Origin of the sequence: Brevibacillus sp. BC25 (assembly GCF_000282075.1) — a bacterium.
Taxonomy (GTDB): domain Bacteria; phylum Bacillota; class Bacilli; order Brevibacillales; family Brevibacillaceae; genus Brevibacillus.
The window spans coordinates 1-20,078 of record NZ_AKIX01000094.1; the positions used below are offsets into that span (position 1 = coordinate 1).

18 protein-coding genes and 1 other annotated feature are annotated in these 20,078 nt (G+C 48.4%); of the genes, 1 reads left to right on the forward strand and 17 read right to left on the reverse strand.

Annotated elements, in window-relative coordinates; translation table 11 throughout:
* The 13 genes from PMI05_RS22330 to PMI05_RS22390 all read right to left on the reverse strand — a co-directional run.
* Positions 1-485: rod shape-determining protein (locus PMI05_RS22330; RefSeq protein ID WP_007726661.1), on the reverse strand; the 485-nt coding region annotated here is incomplete at its 3' end.
* A 156-nt stretch (positions 486-641) separates the two neighbouring features.
* The gene (gene radC / locus PMI05_RS22335) at positions 642-1,340 is read right to left on the reverse strand and encodes a DNA repair protein RadC (RefSeq protein ID WP_007726662.1); all 699 of its coding nucleotides are present in this window, start codon (positions 1,338-1,340) and stop codon (positions 642-644) included.
* Positions 1,341-1,441: 101 nt separating this feature from the next.
* Positions 1,442-2,029, reverse strand: coding sequence for a nucleoside triphosphate pyrophosphatase (locus PMI05_RS22340; protein ID WP_007726663.1), 588 nt, complete (start codon positions 2,027-2,029; stop codon positions 1,442-1,444).
* Positions 2,030-2,037: 8 nt separating this feature from the next.
* Positions 2,038-2,277, reverse strand: a complete 240-nt coding sequence (locus tag PMI05_RS22345) for a DUF4321 domain-containing protein (protein ID WP_007726664.1) — start codon at positions 2,275-2,277, stop codon at positions 2,038-2,040.
* Positions 2,278-2,436: 159 nt separating this feature from the next.
* Positions 2,437-3,729 (reverse strand): hypothetical protein, encoded by a 1,293-nt coding sequence (locus PMI05_RS22350; RefSeq protein ID WP_007726665.1) that lies wholly within the window; start codon positions 3,727-3,729, stop codon positions 2,437-2,439.
* 116 nt (positions 3,730-3,845) lie between these two features.
* Positions 3,846-4,280, reverse strand: coding sequence for an A24 family peptidase (locus PMI05_RS22355; protein WP_007726666.1), 435 nt, complete (start codon positions 4,278-4,280; stop codon positions 3,846-3,848).
* Between the two features lie 107 nt (positions 4,281-4,387).
* Positions 4,388-5,383 (reverse strand): ketoacyl-ACP synthase III, encoded by a 996-nt coding sequence (locus PMI05_RS22360; protein WP_007726668.1) that lies wholly within the window; start codon positions 5,381-5,383, stop codon positions 4,388-4,390.
* Positions 5,384-5,843: 460 nt separating this feature from the next.
* Positions 5,844-7,226 carry a UDP-N-acetylmuramate--L-alanine ligase gene (gene murC, locus PMI05_RS22365; protein ID WP_007726669.1) on the reverse strand — a complete coding sequence of 461 codons (1,383 nt, stop codon included), beginning with the start codon at positions 7,224-7,226 and terminating at the stop codon, positions 5,844-5,846.
* Between the two features lies 1 nt (position 7,227).
* Entirely contained in the window at positions 7,228-8,601 is a 1,374-nt protein-coding gene (locus PMI05_RS22370) for a folylpolyglutamate synthase/dihydrofolate synthase family protein (RefSeq protein WP_007726671.1), read from the reverse strand.
* A gap of 43 nt (positions 8,602-8,644) precedes the next feature.
* On the reverse strand, positions 8,645-11,317 hold the full coding sequence (locus PMI05_RS22375; RefSeq protein WP_007726673.1) for a valine--tRNA ligase: 2,673 nt from the start codon (positions 11,315-11,317) through the stop codon (positions 8,645-8,647).
* Between the two features lie 57 nt (positions 11,318-11,374).
* Positions 11,375-11,616: a binding site (T-box leader), on the reverse strand.
* A 58-nt stretch (positions 11,617-11,674) separates the two neighbouring features.
* On the reverse strand, positions 11,675-12,001 hold the full coding sequence (locus PMI05_RS22380) for an STAS domain-containing protein (protein WP_007726674.1): 327 nt from the start codon (positions 11,999-12,001) through the stop codon (positions 11,675-11,677).
* Between the two features lie 107 nt (positions 12,002-12,108).
* A complete protein-coding gene (locus PMI05_RS22385; protein WP_007726676.1) occupies positions 12,109-13,347 on the reverse strand; it encodes an ATP-binding protein in 1,239 nt (412 codons plus the stop codon).
* A 25-nt stretch (positions 13,348-13,372) separates the two neighbouring features.
* Positions 13,373-14,575 carry a PP2C family protein-serine/threonine phosphatase gene (locus PMI05_RS22390; protein ID WP_007726678.1) on the reverse strand — a complete coding sequence of 401 codons (1,203 nt, stop codon included), beginning with the start codon at positions 14,573-14,575 and terminating at the stop codon, positions 13,373-13,375.
* A gap of 250 nt (positions 14,576-14,825) precedes the next feature.
* Between PMI05_RS22390 and PMI05_RS22395 the strand changes: the two genes are divergently transcribed.
* Positions 14,826-15,008 (forward strand): hypothetical protein, encoded by a 183-nt coding sequence (locus PMI05_RS22395; RefSeq protein ID WP_007726679.1) that lies wholly within the window; start codon positions 14,826-14,828, stop codon positions 15,006-15,008.
* Between the two features lie 39 nt (positions 15,009-15,047).
* On the opposite strand, the gene PMI05_RS22400 is transcribed toward PMI05_RS22395, so the two are convergent.
* The 4 genes from PMI05_RS22400 to hemY form a co-directional block, all read right to left on the reverse strand.
* Positions 15,048-16,043 carry a phosphotransferase gene (locus tag PMI05_RS22400; protein WP_007726681.1) on the reverse strand — a complete coding sequence of 332 codons (996 nt, stop codon included), beginning with the start codon at positions 16,041-16,043 and terminating at the stop codon, positions 15,048-15,050.
* The gene (locus PMI05_RS22405; RefSeq protein ID WP_007726682.1) at positions 16,030-17,028 is read right to left on the reverse strand and encodes a hypothetical protein; all 999 of its coding nucleotides are present in this window, start codon (positions 17,026-17,028) and stop codon (positions 16,030-16,032) included. Before PMI05_RS22405 ends, PMI05_RS22400 begins: the two co-directional genes overlap by 14 nt.
* Positions 17,029-17,042: 14 nt before the next feature.
* Positions 17,043-18,566 (reverse strand): LysM peptidoglycan-binding domain-containing protein, encoded by a 1,524-nt coding sequence (locus PMI05_RS22410; protein ID WP_007726691.1) that lies wholly within the window; start codon positions 18,564-18,566, stop codon positions 17,043-17,045.
* Between the two features lie 94 nt (positions 18,567-18,660).
* Entirely contained in the window at positions 18,661-20,070 is a 1,410-nt protein-coding gene (gene hemY, locus PMI05_RS22415) for a protoporphyrinogen oxidase (protein WP_007726693.1), read from the reverse strand.
* Positions 20,071-20,078 lie beyond the last annotated feature (8 nt).

Genomic DNA, 20,078 nt, shown 5'->3' on the forward strand with positions numbered 1-20,078 from the left:
CCCCCGCCAATGTCAACGACCATACTTCCAGTCGGTTCCCACACTGGCAGGTCTGCACCGATCGCTGCTGCAAACGGTTCTTCAATCGTATATGCTTCCTTCGCGCCAGCCTGCTTCGTAGCGTCTTCGACTGCGCGCTTTTCCACCGCAGTAATTCCTGAAGGTACACAGACCATTACGTTTGGACGACGCGTAAACAGCCCTTGATTTTTTTGTGCTTGATTGATGAAATAACGCATCATTGTCGCAGTTGTATCAAAGTCAGCGATAACCCCGTCTTTCATTGGGCGAACCGCTACGATATTACCTGGCGTACGTCCGATCATACTTTTTGCTGCGTTCCCTACTGCTTCAATGGAATTGTTATTCGTACGAATCGCTACAACAGAAGGTTCACGCACAACAATTCCTTTACCCTTCACAAAAACAAGTGTATTGGCAGTGCCGAGGTCAATCCCCAAGTCACGTGTAAATCCACCAAACATAAAAAAACTCCTTCCAAATATTAATCCAAATGACAAGCATAAGAGAACCTCTTCCGAGGCCTCTCCAAGATAGAGCGACCGCGTTTTTGTGGAAGGTTTTCATGCGCACAAGAATTCATAGACATATCGATGATAAATCTTGCACGTAAAAACATGTTACAAGTACCCTTGCTCTTTGAGACTAACGTACTTGCCTTCCCCGATAATAACATGATCCAACAATGAAATCCCCACCAGTTCACCAGCGTCACGCAATGTATGCGTAATCGCGATGTCTTCCCTGCTAGGTGTCGGATCACCGCTCGGATGGTTATGTAGGCATATCACCGATGCGCTGCTACGACGGATCGCTTCTTTAAAGACTTCTCTCGGGTGTACGATGGAAGCGTCCAGACTGCCTACAAAAATCGTCTGCTTGCCAATCACATGGTTCTTGGTATTCAGAAAGAGACAGACAAAATGTTCCTGTGTCAAATGAGCAAGCTCTGGCGACATCAAATCAGCTACGTCCCGTGGTAAACGGATAGAAGCCCTATACTCTCGAGGCGCTCCCATCAATCTACGCCCAAGCTCAAACGCAGCATGTAATTCAATCGCTTTGACTGGACCAATTCCTTTTAGCTCTGTTAACTCAGCATGAGAGGCTTGGGCTAAACCACGCAGGTCTCCAAACCTGGCTAACAAGCGCTGAGCCAGCTGATGAGCCGTCTCTTGTTCCCTGCCTGTCCGCAGTAAAATGGCAAGAAGTTCAGTATCAGACAGATGGACCGCTCCTTCGCGAAGCAGTCGTTCACGTGGACGGTCATAGTAAGGGACGTTTTTCAACAGCATTTTGTTACAGGTATTTGTTGCCATTTTATATCCGCCTCCAGCCATATTCACATTATCGAAAACGGCTGACATGGAGATGTTCATGAGGCGTATGGCCGTCGCCGCTTGCTTCAAGCATGACAACTTTACAATATCGGCATCCCAAAACGTGTCAAAAGAGTAGACGTGAGGCCTAACGGAAGACCAACAACTGTGAAGTAGTCTCCGGTTATTCCTTCCACGATCGTGGCTCCAATACCCTGAATGGCGTATGAGCCCGCTTTATCCATCGGCTCACCTGTCGCAATGTACGACTTGATTTCTTGCTCTGTTAAAGCTCGAATTCTTACGTTTGTTAGACTATGTGAGACTTCCGCACGGCCTGTCTCCACATCAATCAAGGCGACTCCACTATAAACGGTGTGCTCTTGCCCCTGAAGCATGGACAACATACGATATGCGTCCATTTCATCAACAGGCTTGCCCAGTATTTGGCCATCAAGAACGACTACCGTATCAGATCCTAAAACGACGCCTTCCGTCAAGCGAGAAGCCACTTCCTTGGCCTTGCGCAAAGACAATTCTTCTACTACTTCGCTCGCAGATAAATGCTCTGCTGTCGTCTCATCTACATCACTGGTGATAACGGTAAATGATAAGCCCAAAGCTTGCAGAAGCTCCCTTCGACGAGGCGAAGATGAAGCCAGAATGAGAGGAACATTTTTTTTCGTCATTTTTCAACCTACTTTATTCGTCGATGTATCCAAAATGCGAGGGCTAAGCCTCCGATACTGGCTAGATTTAGTTTTACCTGAAAGTTCAGTTCGTACTTCAAAATTTCTAAATCTGCCGCAGGCGACCAAGTAATCTCTTTACTCTTGGTCAAAAAAGGTAGCCAGGGACTTAAAATCTCCCCGATAATGCTGCCAAACAAAAGTCCACTCACCAACAGAAACACGAGAGTAAGCGTTTCTTTCCCCATTTTCCCAACTCCCTTTTTATAAGGGATTCTCTTTTTGCCAAACATAAGTTTAGCAAATGGGGAGAAGCGAAACAATCCCTGATTGCTCTTGGTAGTTACTGTATAGAAAGAAAAGGCCTCCTGCAAGAAAACCTTGCGGAAGACCATATAAACATGCACTTATGTGGATGAACGTGCATTTTGAATCCAGCTCGAGTAGCTCTCGAAAAAGGCAAGGACACCCGCCTGTACTTGCCACGCATAGGATTCGGCGCTTTCCACCTTTTTGCCAGCGCTCGCTTCTGCCATTTTGTCCCTGGCTGCCAGCGCTTGATTCACCCCATTTACCATCGCATCTAGCAATGGCTTCCAGGCTTCCTTGGTTTCCATTTTACGGCTTTCCTCCAGAAATTGGCGGTGAATTTCTTTTAATTCTGCCGTTTCTTTTGCCGTTGGCGAAAGTTGACCCGTCGTAATAATCAGCCCTGATTGTGCTGAAAGTGTTTGGACGAGTTTGACTCCGTGGGTGAAAAAGGCATTCACGTTAGGGTCACCAGATGCGTTTGCGGCTTTTCCGACAGGGACAGACCCTTCAAAAGCGGGAAAGGAAAATTCTTTGACGTATATATCCATGCCTTTGTTTTTCAAGCTGGCGGCAAAGCCTAGCACAGCATCTCTTGTGGGCGCAGCGGCTGCGAACATGTACTGCTTGCTTGCGTCCTTATAAAGCAAATGAGGAATCCCCGCTTTCTCCAGTGGTTCTACAGCTGTTTGCGGCGATGCATCCGGCTGGAATACTCCTGCCTGTGCAACGTACATGTTTACGGCTGGCAGTTGTAGGGCTATCGCTTTTTGACCCACTACGGTACCATTCGTTGGCGTCTCTTGCGTTGGCTGGCTTTCATTAGGCAGAGCGGGACCTGCCACGCCATTTTTCCCAGCCGTTTGTTCAGTGCCTGCACCCGGCGCGGTCAGTGTCTGAACCGTTTCACTCAAAACATTTCCGTACGACTCGGAAAACTCCTTTTGGGAAAAGACTGTCAAAACAAGAAATCCGAACAAGAGACCAATTGCTATAGCCCCACCCGTTGTTAATGTCGTGCGCCAAAAGGGCCCCTTTGGCCATAACGCTGCGAGCCGACTACCAGGACTACTCCTGTATCCCTTCTCTTCGGTATCTTCGAAGGAATAATCGGTTTCAAAGGAGTCGTTTGTCGTCTGATCGAATTCAACGTTCGGCTTCGTTTCTTTCGCGGCAGCTCCACGTAGTTGCATCATGCGTTCCCATGCTTCGTTGCCCTTCTCTTTAAACGGGTCAGTAAACGGCAAGGGAGGCGCTTGAAAACGACCACGAGGCGTGTCATCCTTTGGGGTGCGCTTTCTACTTGCTTCCTTCGGGATATCGTCCCGCTTTTCATCCCAGAACCTTCCGTTCATTTTGACCGTCACACGATTTTTATTTTGTCCGCTCATACGCTTGCCCTCCTAGTCACAGGCTCTTTGTACTAGCATACGTTTTGCTCGGACTAGTTATGACTTTATCTAGCGATTCTATTAAATTTGTTTCTACTACTATTCCCCAGGCCATTTCAAGAGGTATCGCTCATACACAAAATGACGGCTAGCCCAATCGTAACAAAAGGCGCAAACGGCACTTCGCATTTTATACTTACTTTTCGTATCAGTATTAAAACGAGAGAGACGAGCATAGCTGCCAAGCTCGCAACCGTAAGAACTACTACAAAATCATGAACCCCAAGTCCATAGCAGACTAGAGCCAACAGCTTTACATCCCCCATCCCAAGCGCACGCGGCCTGTGCCAGCTGATCCATCCAAATACCAGTAAACAGAGAATCGCAAAGAGTCCAGCCATCAGCCATTCCCTCTGCGAAGAGAGAACATATTTCATAATAGAAATCAGTACAAACCCTACACCTAATGCAAGATTGGGTATTCGTCTATGACGAAAATCTACCCACGAGAGGTAAAGGCAGAGCCCGAATAATATCACAGCGTTTGCCATTTCTTCTTCCCCCAAGTCGAAAACTGTTCTTAAGAATACCATTCCTTCTTGGGACAAAAAAACTGCCCAGAACGATTCTGGACAGCCTCTCGATTTATGAACATGGTTTACGGATTCCAAGTGAACAAAAGGCCAGCGTGGACGAGACCACCGCCAAACCCATACAACAAGATCGTATCCCCCGCCTTTACTTTGCCTTCCTTGATCCCCAAGGCGAGCGACAATGGAATGGTAGCCGCTGATGTGTTGCCGTAGTGTGTCAGACTGTACAATGTCTTTTCGAGAGGAAACTGGCTCTTCTCGCAAATGGATTCGATCATGCGCAAATTGGCACTATGCGGGATGAACCAGTCGACATCTTCGAGCGTTTTGCCCGCCCTGCTCACTACCTCCTGCATCCCCTTTGGAACAGTTGTTACTGCCCACTTGTACACTTCTCTCCCGTTTTGGACCATGCATCCATTCCCACTCAATTCTCGTCCGTCCATATGCGTGGACAAGCCCGATCGGTATACATGAATCCCTCCGTCCCCCTTGGAGCCTAAATAGGCGGACAAAAAACCAGGGGCCGTAGAGTCTTGCTCAACCAACACTGCACCCGCCCCGTCCCCGAACAGGATGCACGTCGTACGATCCGTATAGTCGGTTACTTTTGTTAAGGTTTCTGCACCTACCACCAACACTTTGCGATGCAAACCAGAGCTGATGAGCGCATTTGCCATATGGAGCGCATACGTAAATCCTGCACAGGTAGCGGAGAGGTCCATGGCTCCCGCCTGCTCGACTTGAAAATGCGCCTGAATTCGGCTTGCGACGCTTGGAAATGGATAGTCTGGCGTACTGGTCGCCACCAAAATCATATCGACATCGTGGATATCCTTCTCGTAATTCGCGACCATATCGTGGATAGCAGCGATGGCCAGATCACTGGTAAATTCATCTTCCCTTGCCATACGGCGCTCATGAATACCTGTTCGTTGTAAAATCCACTCATTCGATGTCTCCACTAGTTTTTCCATATCTGTATTGGTAAGAACGCGACTCGGCACATATGTACCGATAGCGGTAATTCGCGACTTGAAGGGGCTTGCATTTGTCATCATCCGATCATCACCTTCCGTTTCTATGATCTGATTATAACACTAGATATTAGTATCTGGTACTAATATTTTTAAAATCAATAATCTAATTCTGGTTTGAGTCAACATAGTGGAGGAGAAGAAAAAGCACAGTTCTCTTCGACTGTGACACGCCAGCAGGGGGGATTCACTGGCCGTCTCCACTACAAAAAGGGGACCGTCGAGCCAAAGCCACCCTACGGGCGGAAGATTCTCAAGGGAGAAGTGTTCGACAAGCGTGGTCCCCTTTTTGTAGTTCCGACTGGGTAAGCGTTGTCAAGGTCTACGAGCCCTGTGCTTTTTCTTCTCACCAGCGTTGGTGGTTTATCGATACCTTTTAGAACATAGGTAGATCTTCCTTTGCAGTATTACACCAAAACTTTCCGATAGAAAATATAAAAAGACTTGAAACCCCTAGGTTCCAAGTCTTTTTATTTTCTATCCGTTATTTTTCTAGCTTTTCAGCCAGCCAGTAAGCGGATTTCCAAATATCTCCTGCACCCATTGTCAACACGAGATCGCCCTCTTGCAATCCTTTGAAGACATGTTCCTGCATTTGTTCCTTCGTCGGAATGTACTGCGCACGCGGGTGGCTGTTGGTGCGGATTTTTTGCACCAACACCTCGGATGTAACTCCTTCGATCTTTTCTTCGCCTGCTGGAGAGTAGATATCCGTGATGATCACTTCGTCCGCTTCTGCAAAGGCACGGCTGAATTCATCCATGAGGAAATACGTGCGTGTGTAGCGTTGTGGCTGAAACACAGCGATCACACGTCGGCCCGATGCCCTTGCCCCACTTAGTGTGGCGATAATTTCTGTCGGGTGATGCGCGTAGTCATCTACAACCAGGACGCCTCGTGCATCCCCGATAATTTGAAATCTGCGCTTGGCACCGCTAAAAGTAGACAGTGCCTGTGCAATTTTATCAAAGGAAAGGCCAATATCCAGGCAAACAATGATCGCAGCCAGTGCATTTGCAATATTATGCTTGCCTGGGACTACGAGACACAATTCACCCAACCGCTCATCCTTGTGATAAATCTGGCACGTGCTGCAACGATCTCCACATTCAATCGAAGTGGCAGAAAACTGTGCTTGTGCCACAAAGTTCGGATCGACTGCATACGTCACGACCGTTTTTTCTACGGACGGCATGACTTCACGTACATGTGGATCATCGATGCACAGGATCGCTTTTCCATCCTGTTTGAGATGGCTCAAGAACTGGACGTAGGCCTGTTTCAAATTGTTGAAGTCGCCATCGAAATGCTCCAGATGATCTGGTTCGATGCTCGTCACAATTTCATACATCGGTCTGTATTCCAAAAAGGAACCGTCGCTCTCGTCTGCCTCGGCAATGACATAATCACTGGCACCTGCCTTGGCGTTGGTACCAGCACTCATTAATTCACCGCCGATGATGAAAGTCGGGTCTACACCGCACTCTTCCAGCACGTGAGAGATCATCGATGTCGTGGTCGTCTTGCCGTGTGCTCCTGCTACTGCTACTCCTGTGCGTTCATTCAATATGCGAGCAAGCATTTGGGAACGGTGCATGACCGGAATTCCTAATGTTTGACCTGCGATCACCTCAGGATTGTCTTTGGAAATACTGGTGGAGTATACGATGCTGTCTGCTCCCTCCACGTGGGCAGCATTATGGCCAATATGAATGACCGCCCCTCTTGCTTCCAGCTTTTTCGCCAAATCATTCATGGCGACATCGGAGCCGGTTACCTTGTATCCAAGGTCGATCAAGACGCGGGCAATGGCACTCATGCCATAACCGCCGATGCCCACAAAGTGGACGTGTTGGGCCTGATCCACCCTATTCACCTGCCTCTTCTACTATAGTGGGAAAGAATGCGCGTACTTGGGCGATGAAGTAGAGCGAACCGCAGACGACCAACCAGTCATCCGCCTTCGCTGATTGCTTCTCCCGCATCCAAGAAAGGAGAAACGCCCGCCAGTCTGGGACTGCATCGAGAAACTCTTGCTCCCAGCCACCGGCTAAAAACGACTCTTGTAAGCTATTGGCTTCGGCTGCACGCGGGAAGTCAAAGGTTGTCACATGCAGCTTTTTGATTTTTGACTTTACTGGTGCGAGCGACTCTGCCATTTTGGCAAGCGGCTTATCTGCCAATCCAGAAAAGAGCAAATGCAACTGTACTCCGTCCGGCAACAACCGATCCAGACTGCTTACAAGCGCCTCCATTCCTTCCTGATTGTGTGCCCCATCCAAGATAACCATTGGTCTTGGAGAGATGACTTCTAGACGACCAGGCCAACGCGTTTGTTGCAAACCGCGAGATATTTCTTCTTCCTCCAGCAAGAAAGAGAAGTAATTTCGCAGGATATCGATGGTCATTAGAGCAACGGCTGCATTGGTTGTTTGGTGAATGCCATTCATGGTAAGACGGTAGGATGCTTCTGCACGACGGTGAATGCTTTTGTAACGAAACTGTTGGTCACCCAGCTGCTCCTCTACCTGCTCTGCCTGGAAATGTTCACCTATATGGTATAGCGTACTCTTCGTTTGTCTCGCGCGCTCCTCAAAAACCGCGAGAAGTTCCGGCCTAACCTCACCTGTGACTACAGGAACACCCGGCTTGATAATCCCCGCTTTTTCCCGGGCAATATCTTCCAAGCTTTCTCCCAACACTTGTGTATGGTCCATACCGATATTCGTGATGACCGAAACAAGCGGAAGGACGACGTTCGTCGAATCCAATCGCCCGCCTAGTCCTGTTTCCCATACGACTACCGCTGGTCTCGCCACTCTTGAAAAATAAAGAATGGCGATCAGCGTAATCACTTCAAATTCGGTAGGAGAACCGAACTCTGTTTCTTGTTCGCATCGTTGCACCCATACCTTGACTTCATTCACCAGCTGCAATAGATCTTCTTCCGCGATCATGCTGCCGTTGTAACGGATGCGCTCACGGAAGTCAACCAAATAGGGGGAGGTAAATGTACCTACACTATATCCGGCTTCCATCAGCATTTGCGTCAGGAATGCGCAGGTTGAACCTTTTCCATTGGTGCCAGCCACATGAATAAATGGGATTCTCCGCTCAGGATGTCCTACTTGCTCCAAAACCCACTGCATTCTCTCAAGCCCCGGCCGTTGACCGAACCTGAGCAGTCCATGCAGCCAGTCGAGCGCTTGCGTGTATTCTACAAACCCTTCTTCTGCATGCATACCACAATGCTCCATTCTCAAAAATATGCGATGGTATGGCGGATCATTCGCCCTTCAATTCGGCAAGTCGTGCAATCACTTTATCCCGCTTATCCATGTAGTCTGCCATCTTCGCTTTTTCTTCTGCGACTACTTTTTCAGGTGCCTTGGCCATAAATCCGGCATTGTTGAGCTTTTTCTCAATACGCTCCACTTCGCCGTTGAGTGTCGCCACTTCTTTTTCCAGACGCTTCAGCTCTTGCTCGATATCGATCAAGCCTGCCAGTGGAAGGAACAATTCTGCTCCCGTGATCACAGCAGACATTGCTTTATCAGGCGTAGCCAGATCCAGGCTGATTTCCAGACGCTCAGGGTTGCAGAAACGGCTGAGGTAGTGTTCACCGCGTGTCAGACGCTCAGCGGACAATGCATCGCTAGGCTTGATCAAGAGCTCAATTTTCTTGGACATCGGTACGTTTACTTCTGCACGGATGTTGCGTACGCTGCGGATGATATCCATCAACTGGTTCATTTCGCTTTCTGCTTCAGCAAAAATCCATTGCTCGTTAACGGTTGGCCAAGGTGCTACTGTGATGCTCTCGCCTTGGTGCGGCAATGCCTGCCAGATTTCCTCCGTGATGAACGGCATGAACGGATGCAACAGCTTGAGCGTTTGATCCAGAACCGTCACCAGAACCGATTGGGTTGTTTTCTTCGCCGCTTCATCTGTACCGTACAGCGGCAGCTTCGCCATCTCGATATACCAGTCACACAGGTCATCCCAAATAAAGTTGTACAGCACACGGCCTGCTTCACCGAATTCAAATGCGTCAGACAGACGGGTTACATCTGCGATTGTCGCTTGCAGGCGGGAGAGAATCCATTTGTCTGGTGTAGACAGCTCACCGCTCAAATCGATTTCCTCGTATTTGAAGTCAGCCAGGTTCATCAAGGCAAAACGAGACGCATTCCAAATCTTGTTCGCGAAGTTGCGGTTTGCCTCCACCTTTTCCCAATAGAAGCGTTGGTCATTCCCTGGGGAGTTCCCTGTCGCCAGTGTGTATCGCAGCGCATCCGCTCCGTACTTCTCAATCACTTCCATCGGATCGACACCGTTGCCAAGTGATTTGGACATTTTCCGGCCCTCGGAGTCGCGAATAATGCCGTGGATCAAAACGGATTCAAACGGACTTTTCCCGGTAAATTCAAGACCTGAGAACATCATGCGAGCAACCCAGAAGAAGATAATATCGTAGCCTGTTACCAGGACATTCGTTGGATAGAAGTACTTCATGTCCTCGGATTCTTCCGGCCAGCCCAGTGTCGAGAACGGCCATAGACCAGAGGAGAACCATGTATCGAGAACGTCGTTATCCTGCTCCAGCTTGTGGCTGTGGCAGCTTGGGCACTCAGTCACATCCGCGCGAGATACAATCGTTTCGTTACAATCTCCGCAATACCATGCAGGGATTCGGTGACCCCACCAAAGCTGACGGGAGATGCACCAGTCGCGAATGTTTTCAATCCAACGCAGGTAGTTCGTCTTGAAGCGCTCTGGGACGAATTTCACGCTCTCAGGGCTATTTGCATTAGCCAATGCTTCGTCAGCCAAAGGCTGCATTTTTACGAACCATTGGGTAGAAAGGTATGGTTCTACGACTGCATCGCTGCGCTCACTATGTCCAACCTGATGAATATGCTCCTCAACCTTGAACATCACGCCTTGCTCAGTCAAATCTTTGATGATTTGCTTGCGGCATGCAAAGCGATCCAAGCCTTTGTAGATACCAGCCAGCTCGTTCATCGCGCCCGCCTCATCCATGACAACGATTTGTGGCAACTGATGACGAAGACCCAATTCAAAGTCATTCGGATCGTGTGCCGGCGTAATTTTTACAGCGCCAGAACCAAACTCAGGATCAACGTAGTCATCTGCGACGATTGGAATTTCGCGTCCTACGATTGGCAAAATAACGGTTTTGCCGATCATGTCCTTGTAACGCTCATCTTCCGGATGTACAGCTACAGCCGTATCACCGAGCATCGTTTCAGGACGGGTTGTAGCTACTTCGATATAACCGGTGCCATCTGCCAATGGGTAACGCATGTGATGCAGCGCACCTTTTACTTCCTTGTAGATTACTTCAATATCAGACAGAGCTGTGCGGGCAGCAGGGTCCCAGTTAATGATGCGGTTGCCGCGATAGATCAAGCCTTTTTCGTAAAGACGAACAAATACTTCGCGGACAGCTTGGGACAAGCCTTCATCCATCGTAAAACGCTCGCGGGAGTAATCCAGGGCAAGACCGAGCTTTTCCCACTGCTCACGAATATGCGAAGCGTAGATGTGCTTCCACTCCCATATTTTTTCCGCGAATTTTTCGCGGCCCAGATCATGGCGAGAGACGCCTTCTTCACGCAAGGTAGCTTCTACGCGCGCTTGAGTTGCGATACCAGCGTGGTCCATACCTGGCAAGAACAAGGTGCTGTAGCCTTGCATACGCTTGGTACGCGTAATGATATCTTGTAAAGTCGTATCCAGCGCGTGGCCCAAGTGCAATTTACCAGTTACGTTCGGCGGTGGAATGACAATCGTAAACGGACGTTTATTCGGGTCACGTTCTGCCTTGAAAAATTGTTTTTCGATCCAATACGGATACCATTTGTTCTCTGCTGCTTTTGGATCATAGTTTTTCGGCAGCAATTGGTCGATGTCGGTTGTTGGCTGTGTAGACATGTACGACTCCTCCTATTAGCATAACTTTCTTTGCAAAAAATAAAAAAACCCTTCATCGCAAAGGACGAAAGGATTATTTTCGCGGTACCACCTTTGTTAACACACGATAAACGTCATGCTTATGGTGTGTTCACTCTGACAAGATAACGGTTGCGAACCGGTCTCGGCTAGGCACATGCTTTCACCGAAAAAACTCCTGGGCGACCTTCAGCCATTCATGACCTTAGAGAATCTCGCAGCAACTGATTCTCCTCTCTGCTAAGGCGTCCTGACTTACTCTTCCCACTCATCGTTCATATCGTATGTAATTGTCGTATAGTTAGCTTTCACTATTATATACAATCACGCTGTTTGGCGTCAAACCCGGGTTTCGCCCACTTTTCCAACTGCAATGCCCAGTGCTTCGGTAAAACCAAGCACGCCCAAAATATCGAGAATTTCTTCGCGGACATTGACAATTTCTACCTGTTTGCCCATGGCCAACAGTTCTTTCGTGGTAAAAAACAAGCTTCCAATACCGGAAGAATCTACAAAGGAGACACCTTGAAAATCGACGGTAACGGATTGATTTCGCCCTCCATACTGCTGGAGCAATTCACCTACTCGATCTCCTACAGCCATGTCCAACTCTCCGACGAAAAACAATGTAGCCTGTCCGTTCGCCTCTGTTGCGCGGTAGTCCATGCTCAAACTCCTCTCAATAGGTATCGGTACACCCAATCTGCTCGTCCTTTTACTATATTACCCATTTTCATTCACTTGCAAACATTTGGCTTTTTAGAAATGGTTGCTTAACGTGAAAGGATACATTCTAAAATAAGCTTTGTGCCTGCCAGGGAGCTACTCAAATAAACACGATCACAGTATTGCAGGATCACGTGAAAACCGGCCCCTAGCGAGTGGCGCGTAGAAAATCCTTGTTGTAGGGTAGCTCGCGGGATATCCTCGAGCAAAATTCCTTGTCCTTCATCATGGATCACAGCGCGGCACATCTTCCTGTCATTCGTTAGGTATAACGTAACCACACCGCCATTTCCGTGCTTCAACGTATTGGAAGCAGCTTCGTTGACCGCAACGAGAAACTGTAGCAATCGTTTATCAGAAATGCCTAGTGGTTCCAAAGCTTGCTTGAACAATTTACGCAGTTCTGCAAGCTGCTCCGGTAAACGGATATCGATTGCCAAGAGTTTATGCCCTTCCCGAAGCAAGAAAAATAATTCTTCATCACTAAGCAACAATAGCTTTCCTTCTGTGACCACACCCAGAATATCTCTGTAGATCTCCCATTCCCGTCTTTTGCGTTTTCGTTCTTCTGCTATGACGGCGGTGACATCAATCAATGCGATTCCACAGGTCCGATCTGGCAATACAGATGTGTATAATTCAAACACCTTTGTGCCATCAGTGGTGACAATTTGCTCCCTTACAGGACCACCCGATCCAGTCGCCTCTTCGACGAGTCGTTGCATTTCTTGCTCTACTTCCAAACTCGCACGAACGTCACCCAGCGGACGCACTTTCCCTTCATCGTAAAGATAGAGGAAAACGGTCTCGATCTGACGCAGTATGGATAACTTCTGAATCTCTTGTTTTATTAATCGCCCCCGCTCGTCGTCTCGATCCTTCCAATGTAACAAGACGTCTGCCGGGTCCAATTCGCCACTCATGTGCCATGTATGAAATTCTTCCAGGAGCAATCGCTCCAGAACATCTTCTCGTCGCAAAACTTTTTCGATATCGATAATGTGGTACGGATCACCTGCTATACCGCGCAATCCGCTACCGATAATTCGGAAATCATAGGCGAGCTCTATTTCTATGCGTCCGTGCAAAGCATGATCAGAACTGCTTAACCCAATAGTCGTCCGGCTCACTGCTACCAGCTTCGCCTGGAACGATTCCATCGTTGCTAGGTTCGTCACCTTTACAGTGCGGGGCGGAACTACTTTGCTCGCTGCACCACCAGAACGTAGCGCGACAAGGCAATTATCACAAGTGGGATTGTCCGGACAACGCTCACACAAAATCACAGTTCATCCTCCTATTCACGCGCAACTACACGAGGGCTATACTCTCTTCAGGCTCAAATTGAAGAATCAACACAGAAATATCATCCGTTTGGTTTCGCTGCTGTGTTATCTCCATTAAGTAGGCCTCAACTCGATTCATCGATTCCTGCTTACTATCACCAGGCATCTTTAATAAGGTGGATAGTTCTTCTAGCCAATGCTTGCTGCCTCGAATCACTTCTTTTCTCCCTGAATCCAGCAAACCATCTGTGTAGAGCAATAACATGCCCTCTTCTTCTAAGGGTACCTCCTCCATTTGATACGTGCTATCGGGCAAAAGCCCTAGGCCGACCCCACCCTTGCTAGCTAAAATGGTTTGGTTCGACTTGGACAAGTAAAAAGGCTGTGGATGACCTGCCCTGCCAAAACGAATTTTGTGTTCCATCTCATCATAGACAGCAACCAGCATCGTAATGTAAGAACGGGTTTTTACTAAATCTGCATAAAGCAACTGATTGAGTCTTTCCAAAATCTCATCCGGCGCATAACTGGACTGCAAAACCTCCCGTACAGCAATCCTAATCCCCGTTGCCCAAATACTGGCCAAAAAACCGTGCCCAGACACATCCGCAATGATAAAACAGGTGTAGCGATCATTGATTTGTTTATAGTCAATGTAATCTCCGCCTACATAATCGACTGGCACGTAAACCGTTCTTGTTCGCAAGCTGGTTAACTGCAATTCTTCTGTGGGAATGAGCTTCGACTGCATGCGTCTAGCCAGCTTCATCTCCATCTCGATTTCTCGCTGCCCTGATGACTGGTCCTGTTGACATCTGAGGATCAACGCCCGAATGTTTACGAGGAGCAGCCCATAAAAAGATTTCTCCAGTTCCTTTAGCTCACGGTCATTGACGTTACTCTGGGCGAACAAGCGGACATAGCGCGGTGCTTGAGCGGTGTCACACTGTTCCGAGACAACAATGCGCTCCTCTACTTCGCGCTGCACTTTTGCGCTCTCTTTGTTGCCACGCTCAATTCGAAAATAGACTGCACCTAGAGCCGATTCAAACGTGATCGACAAGAAGCACGGCTTGTCCATTTTCACGAACCACGTATCGACCAACTCTTCTATAAATGGCATGAGACTCTCGTAATTGACTTGGCGCTTGCTTTGCTCATTGCTGGTCATCACCAGATACTCGTAATTCTGTTTCAATTCCATTAGTTTGACTAATTGATGATTCATCCCCGAGCCACTTCCATACACACTTTAGCATAATTCTTTCTTTCGGGAATTGAGAAAAGGATTATGGCAATTTTCAAAAACATTGTGATCACCTTTATTCGTTTCGTCCTAGCCTTCCTGCCCTACACCTTCCCTTTTCAGGCACCATTCAAACCACTATCTACTTTCCATGAAAATGTTTTAGGCGTTTGCTCAAGGTTGTAGACACTGTCCAAAGTTGCCGCGCATATGCTGGAATGAGGTGATTGTGATGAATTTTCGTTGGAAGTATAACCCCACGTATTTACGGATCAAATACGGATGCAAACAGGTGCTCTTTCCGCTGTTGGTTTTTCAATTTATCCGAACGGTTGTGTTTCCTACCTCTTTTGATGTCGTCCTTCTCGGTTTGTTAGCCATGCTCTATGTTGCCATCTCCCTTGAATGGTTATAAAAAAGAAAAACAACGCCCCACGCGGTGAGACGTTGCTCATTAAAAGGCTTGCTGGACCCAACGATGCAAACGCATCAGGCGGTCCATATCTTTTTCAAAACGTTGGACAGCGTAAAACTCGGTCCACTCACGGGGATGATGATAATAAATATCCAAGTCTCTCATAATCCTCTCCGGATAGGACAGAAACGAAGCCATCAGCTCAATTTCTTCCGGCCGTAGCGGAAATATCTCGGCGTAACGATGGAATAGTTGAGAAGCCCCAGCCTCATCCCCCGCCATTTGAAAATAAGTACGATAAAATAGCGTCAAATCGCGCACTGGTGTATCAAAGCTGGCACGATCAAAATTAAGCAGCCGTCCTTTTCCCGACCGATCTGGCACAACATGCTCAGGATTCGGGTTACCATGGATCAACGATAAGCGAAAATGAGCATGTGTCTCATGACGCTCACGCCAATCGGTCAATAAGTCTGTCGCTGTTTGCGCCATTTCTTCAAGAAACTCCTTGTTTGCCAAAAACACCAGATCAAAAGGGGAAGGATATTTACGTTCCTGCGCAAGGGTTGCCGCTTTATTCATTTGGTCTTGCCAATATTGCCAACGGTTCAGCAAGGAGTCGATAAGTGGCTCTACCTGTCTCGGATCATCGTAGCGATAGTTTTGTGTCAAATGATGAAGTTCCGCCAAACGCTCCAAGGCAGGGGGCGCCCAAGACAAGGGCTGCTCGGCCCATTCCTCGCTTCCTGGCTGCCAAGGGGTTACGTAAAAGGCGGTGCTACCTTGTTGGACAAAAGGATCATCGTATTTCGTGTACGTAAAAGGAACGGCCCCATCCCATCCACGGTGCTGCAATTGACGCAGCATATCGCTGACGAAAACAAGACGTTGAGCTGGTATTTGCGCTCGTTTGCATACGAAGGAGCCGTAGGGAGTCGTCGCCTTAAATACATTTGGCTCCTTTAAAACGTCAATGCTCTGGGCATACATGTCATACTCTTTGAACAAAGGAGCAATGTCATCATACCGACTCATAGACTCCCTCCCTCCTCGAACGCTCGGCCCGCTCTGCAATATGCCGAAGCAGCAAGTCAACAGATTGTTGGCTCTGCAAGGCGTGCTCAATACCAGCGATCGACGCTTCTTGATCCAGTGATACGCGCTTTACGTACGATTCGATACTCCTGTACACTTCACGAGGACGGGCCATAAAGGCGAGTATCAACGAATAATTTCCATAGGTGAGTGGCTTGCTTTCTTCATAGCCGTCAAAAAAAGCGTCAATCTGTTTCAGATCCTTGTGGGTTAAAAAGTGATCGCGCAAAAAGATGGCAACGTCGCGTTGCTGGACTGAAATCATCGGCCTGAAAAAACCTCTCAAGTACAGCTTCCCGTTTATCATTCCCCAGTTGTCATGCAAAAGGTCCCGATGGGATACAGCAACCGCCTCCGGAGTAATTCGCTCATGGGCAAGCATCGCAGCCGAACGGTCCATTCTTTGCAGCATAGGGGTCATGAGTTCCGATACCCAACGCTTCTCCTTAGAATCCCGCCCAGATTTGGCTCGAAATGATTCGACCAACTCTTTGGCACGTCTTCCTTTTTCTTCTACTTGCTGCTTTTCCTGCTTGAGCAAATCACTTCCGGACAGTAAAGGACTTTCCTGCTGAGACTGATGCATCATCGCGATCACGCGTCCGCATTGCCTCGCAATATCCTGACCGGGCTGATAGTCTTCGAATTGTCGGTGATGGTCGGTCATGGTAACACCGCGTTTACCCAAAATCAAAAATGGCTTGGTGTCTCTCGTCCGAATAAACCGCTCCACTTCTCGAAACCCCTGACGAGCCAGTCGTTCGCGCCAGGCAAACGACCAGCGCATCACATCTACACGCGGCCAAACGTGGAGTTCTTTGGGGCCCCGGTTTGTCTCCAATAAATAGCAATCATCTAGGGGCGTAATTCGTATTACGCGCGCCCGATATTGCTGGCAAACCTCGGAGAGATCAATTTTATCCACGGTCCCCCACTCCTCTATTGTGGGATGTACAGAATCTGCCCTGCTACAAGCTGCTCGGAAGCTAATCGGTTTACTTCCACGATTTTGGAAACAGGCAAGGAGTATCGTTGTGAAATATGCTCTAACGTCTCATCTCGCTGAATAATGCACATTTTCAGCTGACTGGAACGCTCTTCTTTTCTCCGGACAAACGACGTTAGATTTTGCATGGCCTCCACCGTAGAAGCGTTGACATTCGCCGCAGACCCATATCGCGAAGAGCTAGATGATGATTCCGCCTCCAACGCCATCGCTTCCTGTTTGGCACGACTCGCTTGTGAGAAGATGGAGGTAATGTTCACACGACTTCTATCTTCCTGGGAGGGTTTCCCTGAAATCGCCACTCGCACTTCTACATCTTCCGCGGCAGCCTCTGGTTGCGCAACGACTGGTTCTGCTTCCGGCTCAGATTCTGGCTCGGATACACCACTGGCTTCCACCGCTTCTTGCACGGCTTCTTGCACGGCTTCCTGCGTCTCTTCTTCGACTGACGAGCCAGTAGGTTCATTGGAAATTTGCTGGTATGCGATTGCCTGTTGATCGTGTAGAGCCAGTATTGGCTCCTCATGTCCTTGTTCTTTTTCGGCTATTTCTCTCATCTGCTCTTGCTCATCTGCCAATACTGACTGCTCGGAATAGGCGACAGAAGAATCGTAAGAAGCAGATTGTTGGGAATCGAAGTCATACGAAATAGGAGCAGTCTCCCAGGACTCTGGAGGATTGGACTGTGCCACTTCCAGCACATCACCGTATTGCTCGTAGTATTCATCCTCGACGGATTGAGCAATAGCCGGAGTATCGAACATGGAGGGAGATTCGGTTGATTCGGTTGATTCGGTTGATTCGGTTGATTCATAGGATGCTGGTAATGCCTGCCGCTCCAATTCCTCCTCCAGCGCACTCAGCTTTTGATCAATGTCATCGAGGGACGTCTGTTCCGTATATTCTTGCCCATCATCCCCAGCAGCAAAGGTGTATTCCCACGCCCCTTCGCCTGGACCTGCTGCCTGCGTTTCGATCTGCTCCGCTTGTTCTGCTCTATCCCCGAGGACTATTCCCAAAATCTTCAGATCGGCATCAATTAGCATTTGATGTGGTGATTCCAGCTTGTAGTCAAAGCTGTCCACAATTGCATAGATATCTCCGATCTCGGTAATCCGATCCAATGGAATGGTGATGTTCAACGGAATGCGATGACCGATCTGTTCCTCCCAGCCATAAAAGGCTTGATCCGATGCTTCCTGGCGAAAGGGAGTAAAAGTCATGGCCTCAACCAGCGATTCTCCTTCGCCGCCTGTCGCTTCAGCGGCTTCCCTGATTGGCTCGTACTTCCCTACTAATTGCAAGCAACCCGTGATCGAAATGTAGGAATCGTTTTCCAACACTTCCACATCTGGAACCAATTCCAGCTCTTGCAATTCACCTATTCCAGCTCTATCGGATGAGAGGAAAATGGTCTCCTTGATGGCAAAAGAGAGTTGCCCATCCTGTAATGCCATTCGTGCTCCTCCTTTCAAGTGCAGGACATTTCCCTATACTATATGGACAGGACGAGACGTTTAGCACCGAAAAAAAAGGAAAAACCGGGGTTATCTATCTCCCCGGTTTTACAGACGCGATCCATTCTGCTATTGCTTTTTTCCCCTGATCAATACAATCGGGTACACCTACGCCACTGTACGACGCACCTGCCACGATAACACCAGGGAGTTTTTCTTTTAATTGATTGTTCACATCCTGCACCCAAGCCTGATGTCCGACAACATATGGTATGGCATTTTGCAAACGTGATACGTTATAAAAATCCGGCTCTGCTCGAATCGTCATGATCTTGCGCAGATCGCGGAGGACAACCTCCAAAATTTCCTCGTCTGTCTGCTCCATGAAGGATTGCTCTCCTGCTCTCCCTATGAAGCTACGCAGCAAGGCTTTGTTTTTCGGCGTCGTATGCGGCCATTTGCGATGCGCCCACGTACACGCGGTAATTTTTGCTCCAGAATGCCGCGGTACAATAAATCCTGTCCCTTCCATTCCTAAATCAATGGCTGACTCTGGAAACGCCATCGCGATGGTTGCAACCATATGCGGCTTCGCTTGTGGCAGAGTAGGAACTTGTACATAAGGACGGAACAACGGCTCTGCGACAGCATGTGGCAAGGTAAACAATACCGTATCCGTCTCAATCGTTTCCCCATTTTTCAATACCAAGGTGTACTTCCCGTCTGGACGTTTCACCAGTTCTTTGACACCGGTATTCTTCGAGATGACTTCTTCAGGCAGGCTCTTCTCGATTGCCTCTACTAAGGACTGCAAGCCGTTCTTCAACGTCAGGAAGATGCCTTTTGGCTTTTCTTGCGTTTTGACTTGCGGGCGAGAATGCTTCATCGCTACGATCAAGCTGCGATGCTGCTCCTCCATTTTGGCGAATTGAGGAAAACTCGCAAGCAAGCTGAGTTTGTCGAGATCACCGGAGTATACACCGGACAATAAAGGCGCTATAAGATTATCAATAACTTCATTACCTAGCCTACGCCGAAAAAAGTCACCCACTGAGATATCGCCGTCTCCTTTTGATGCAGGAAGAACGAGATCCAAAGCTGCTCGAAGCTTGCCCGGCCAAGAAATAAGATCGGTCGTGACAAAAGGCATGAGCTTCGTCGGTACCCCCATGACCGCTCCTTCTGGAATAGCCTTCAGGCGATCCTGATGCCAAATATAAGCTTGGCCTGTACTGTTGCGAACGAGATCATCCGCAAGCCCCAAGTCCACTGCCAGCTCAGCCGCACTCGTTTTCCGCTCGAGAAACGAATCGGGACCTTGCTCAATCACAAACCCTTCGTGACGCCATGTCTTGATTTTCCCACCAAGTCGTCCCTGCTCTTCAAGCAGTTGAAAACGGATTGGCAAGCCTTTTGCTTCGATTTCCTTTTGTAAGTAATAAGCAGCGGTTAACCCTGTGATGCCGCTGCCTATAATCGTAATATGATAGGTATTATCGCTCATATGATCGA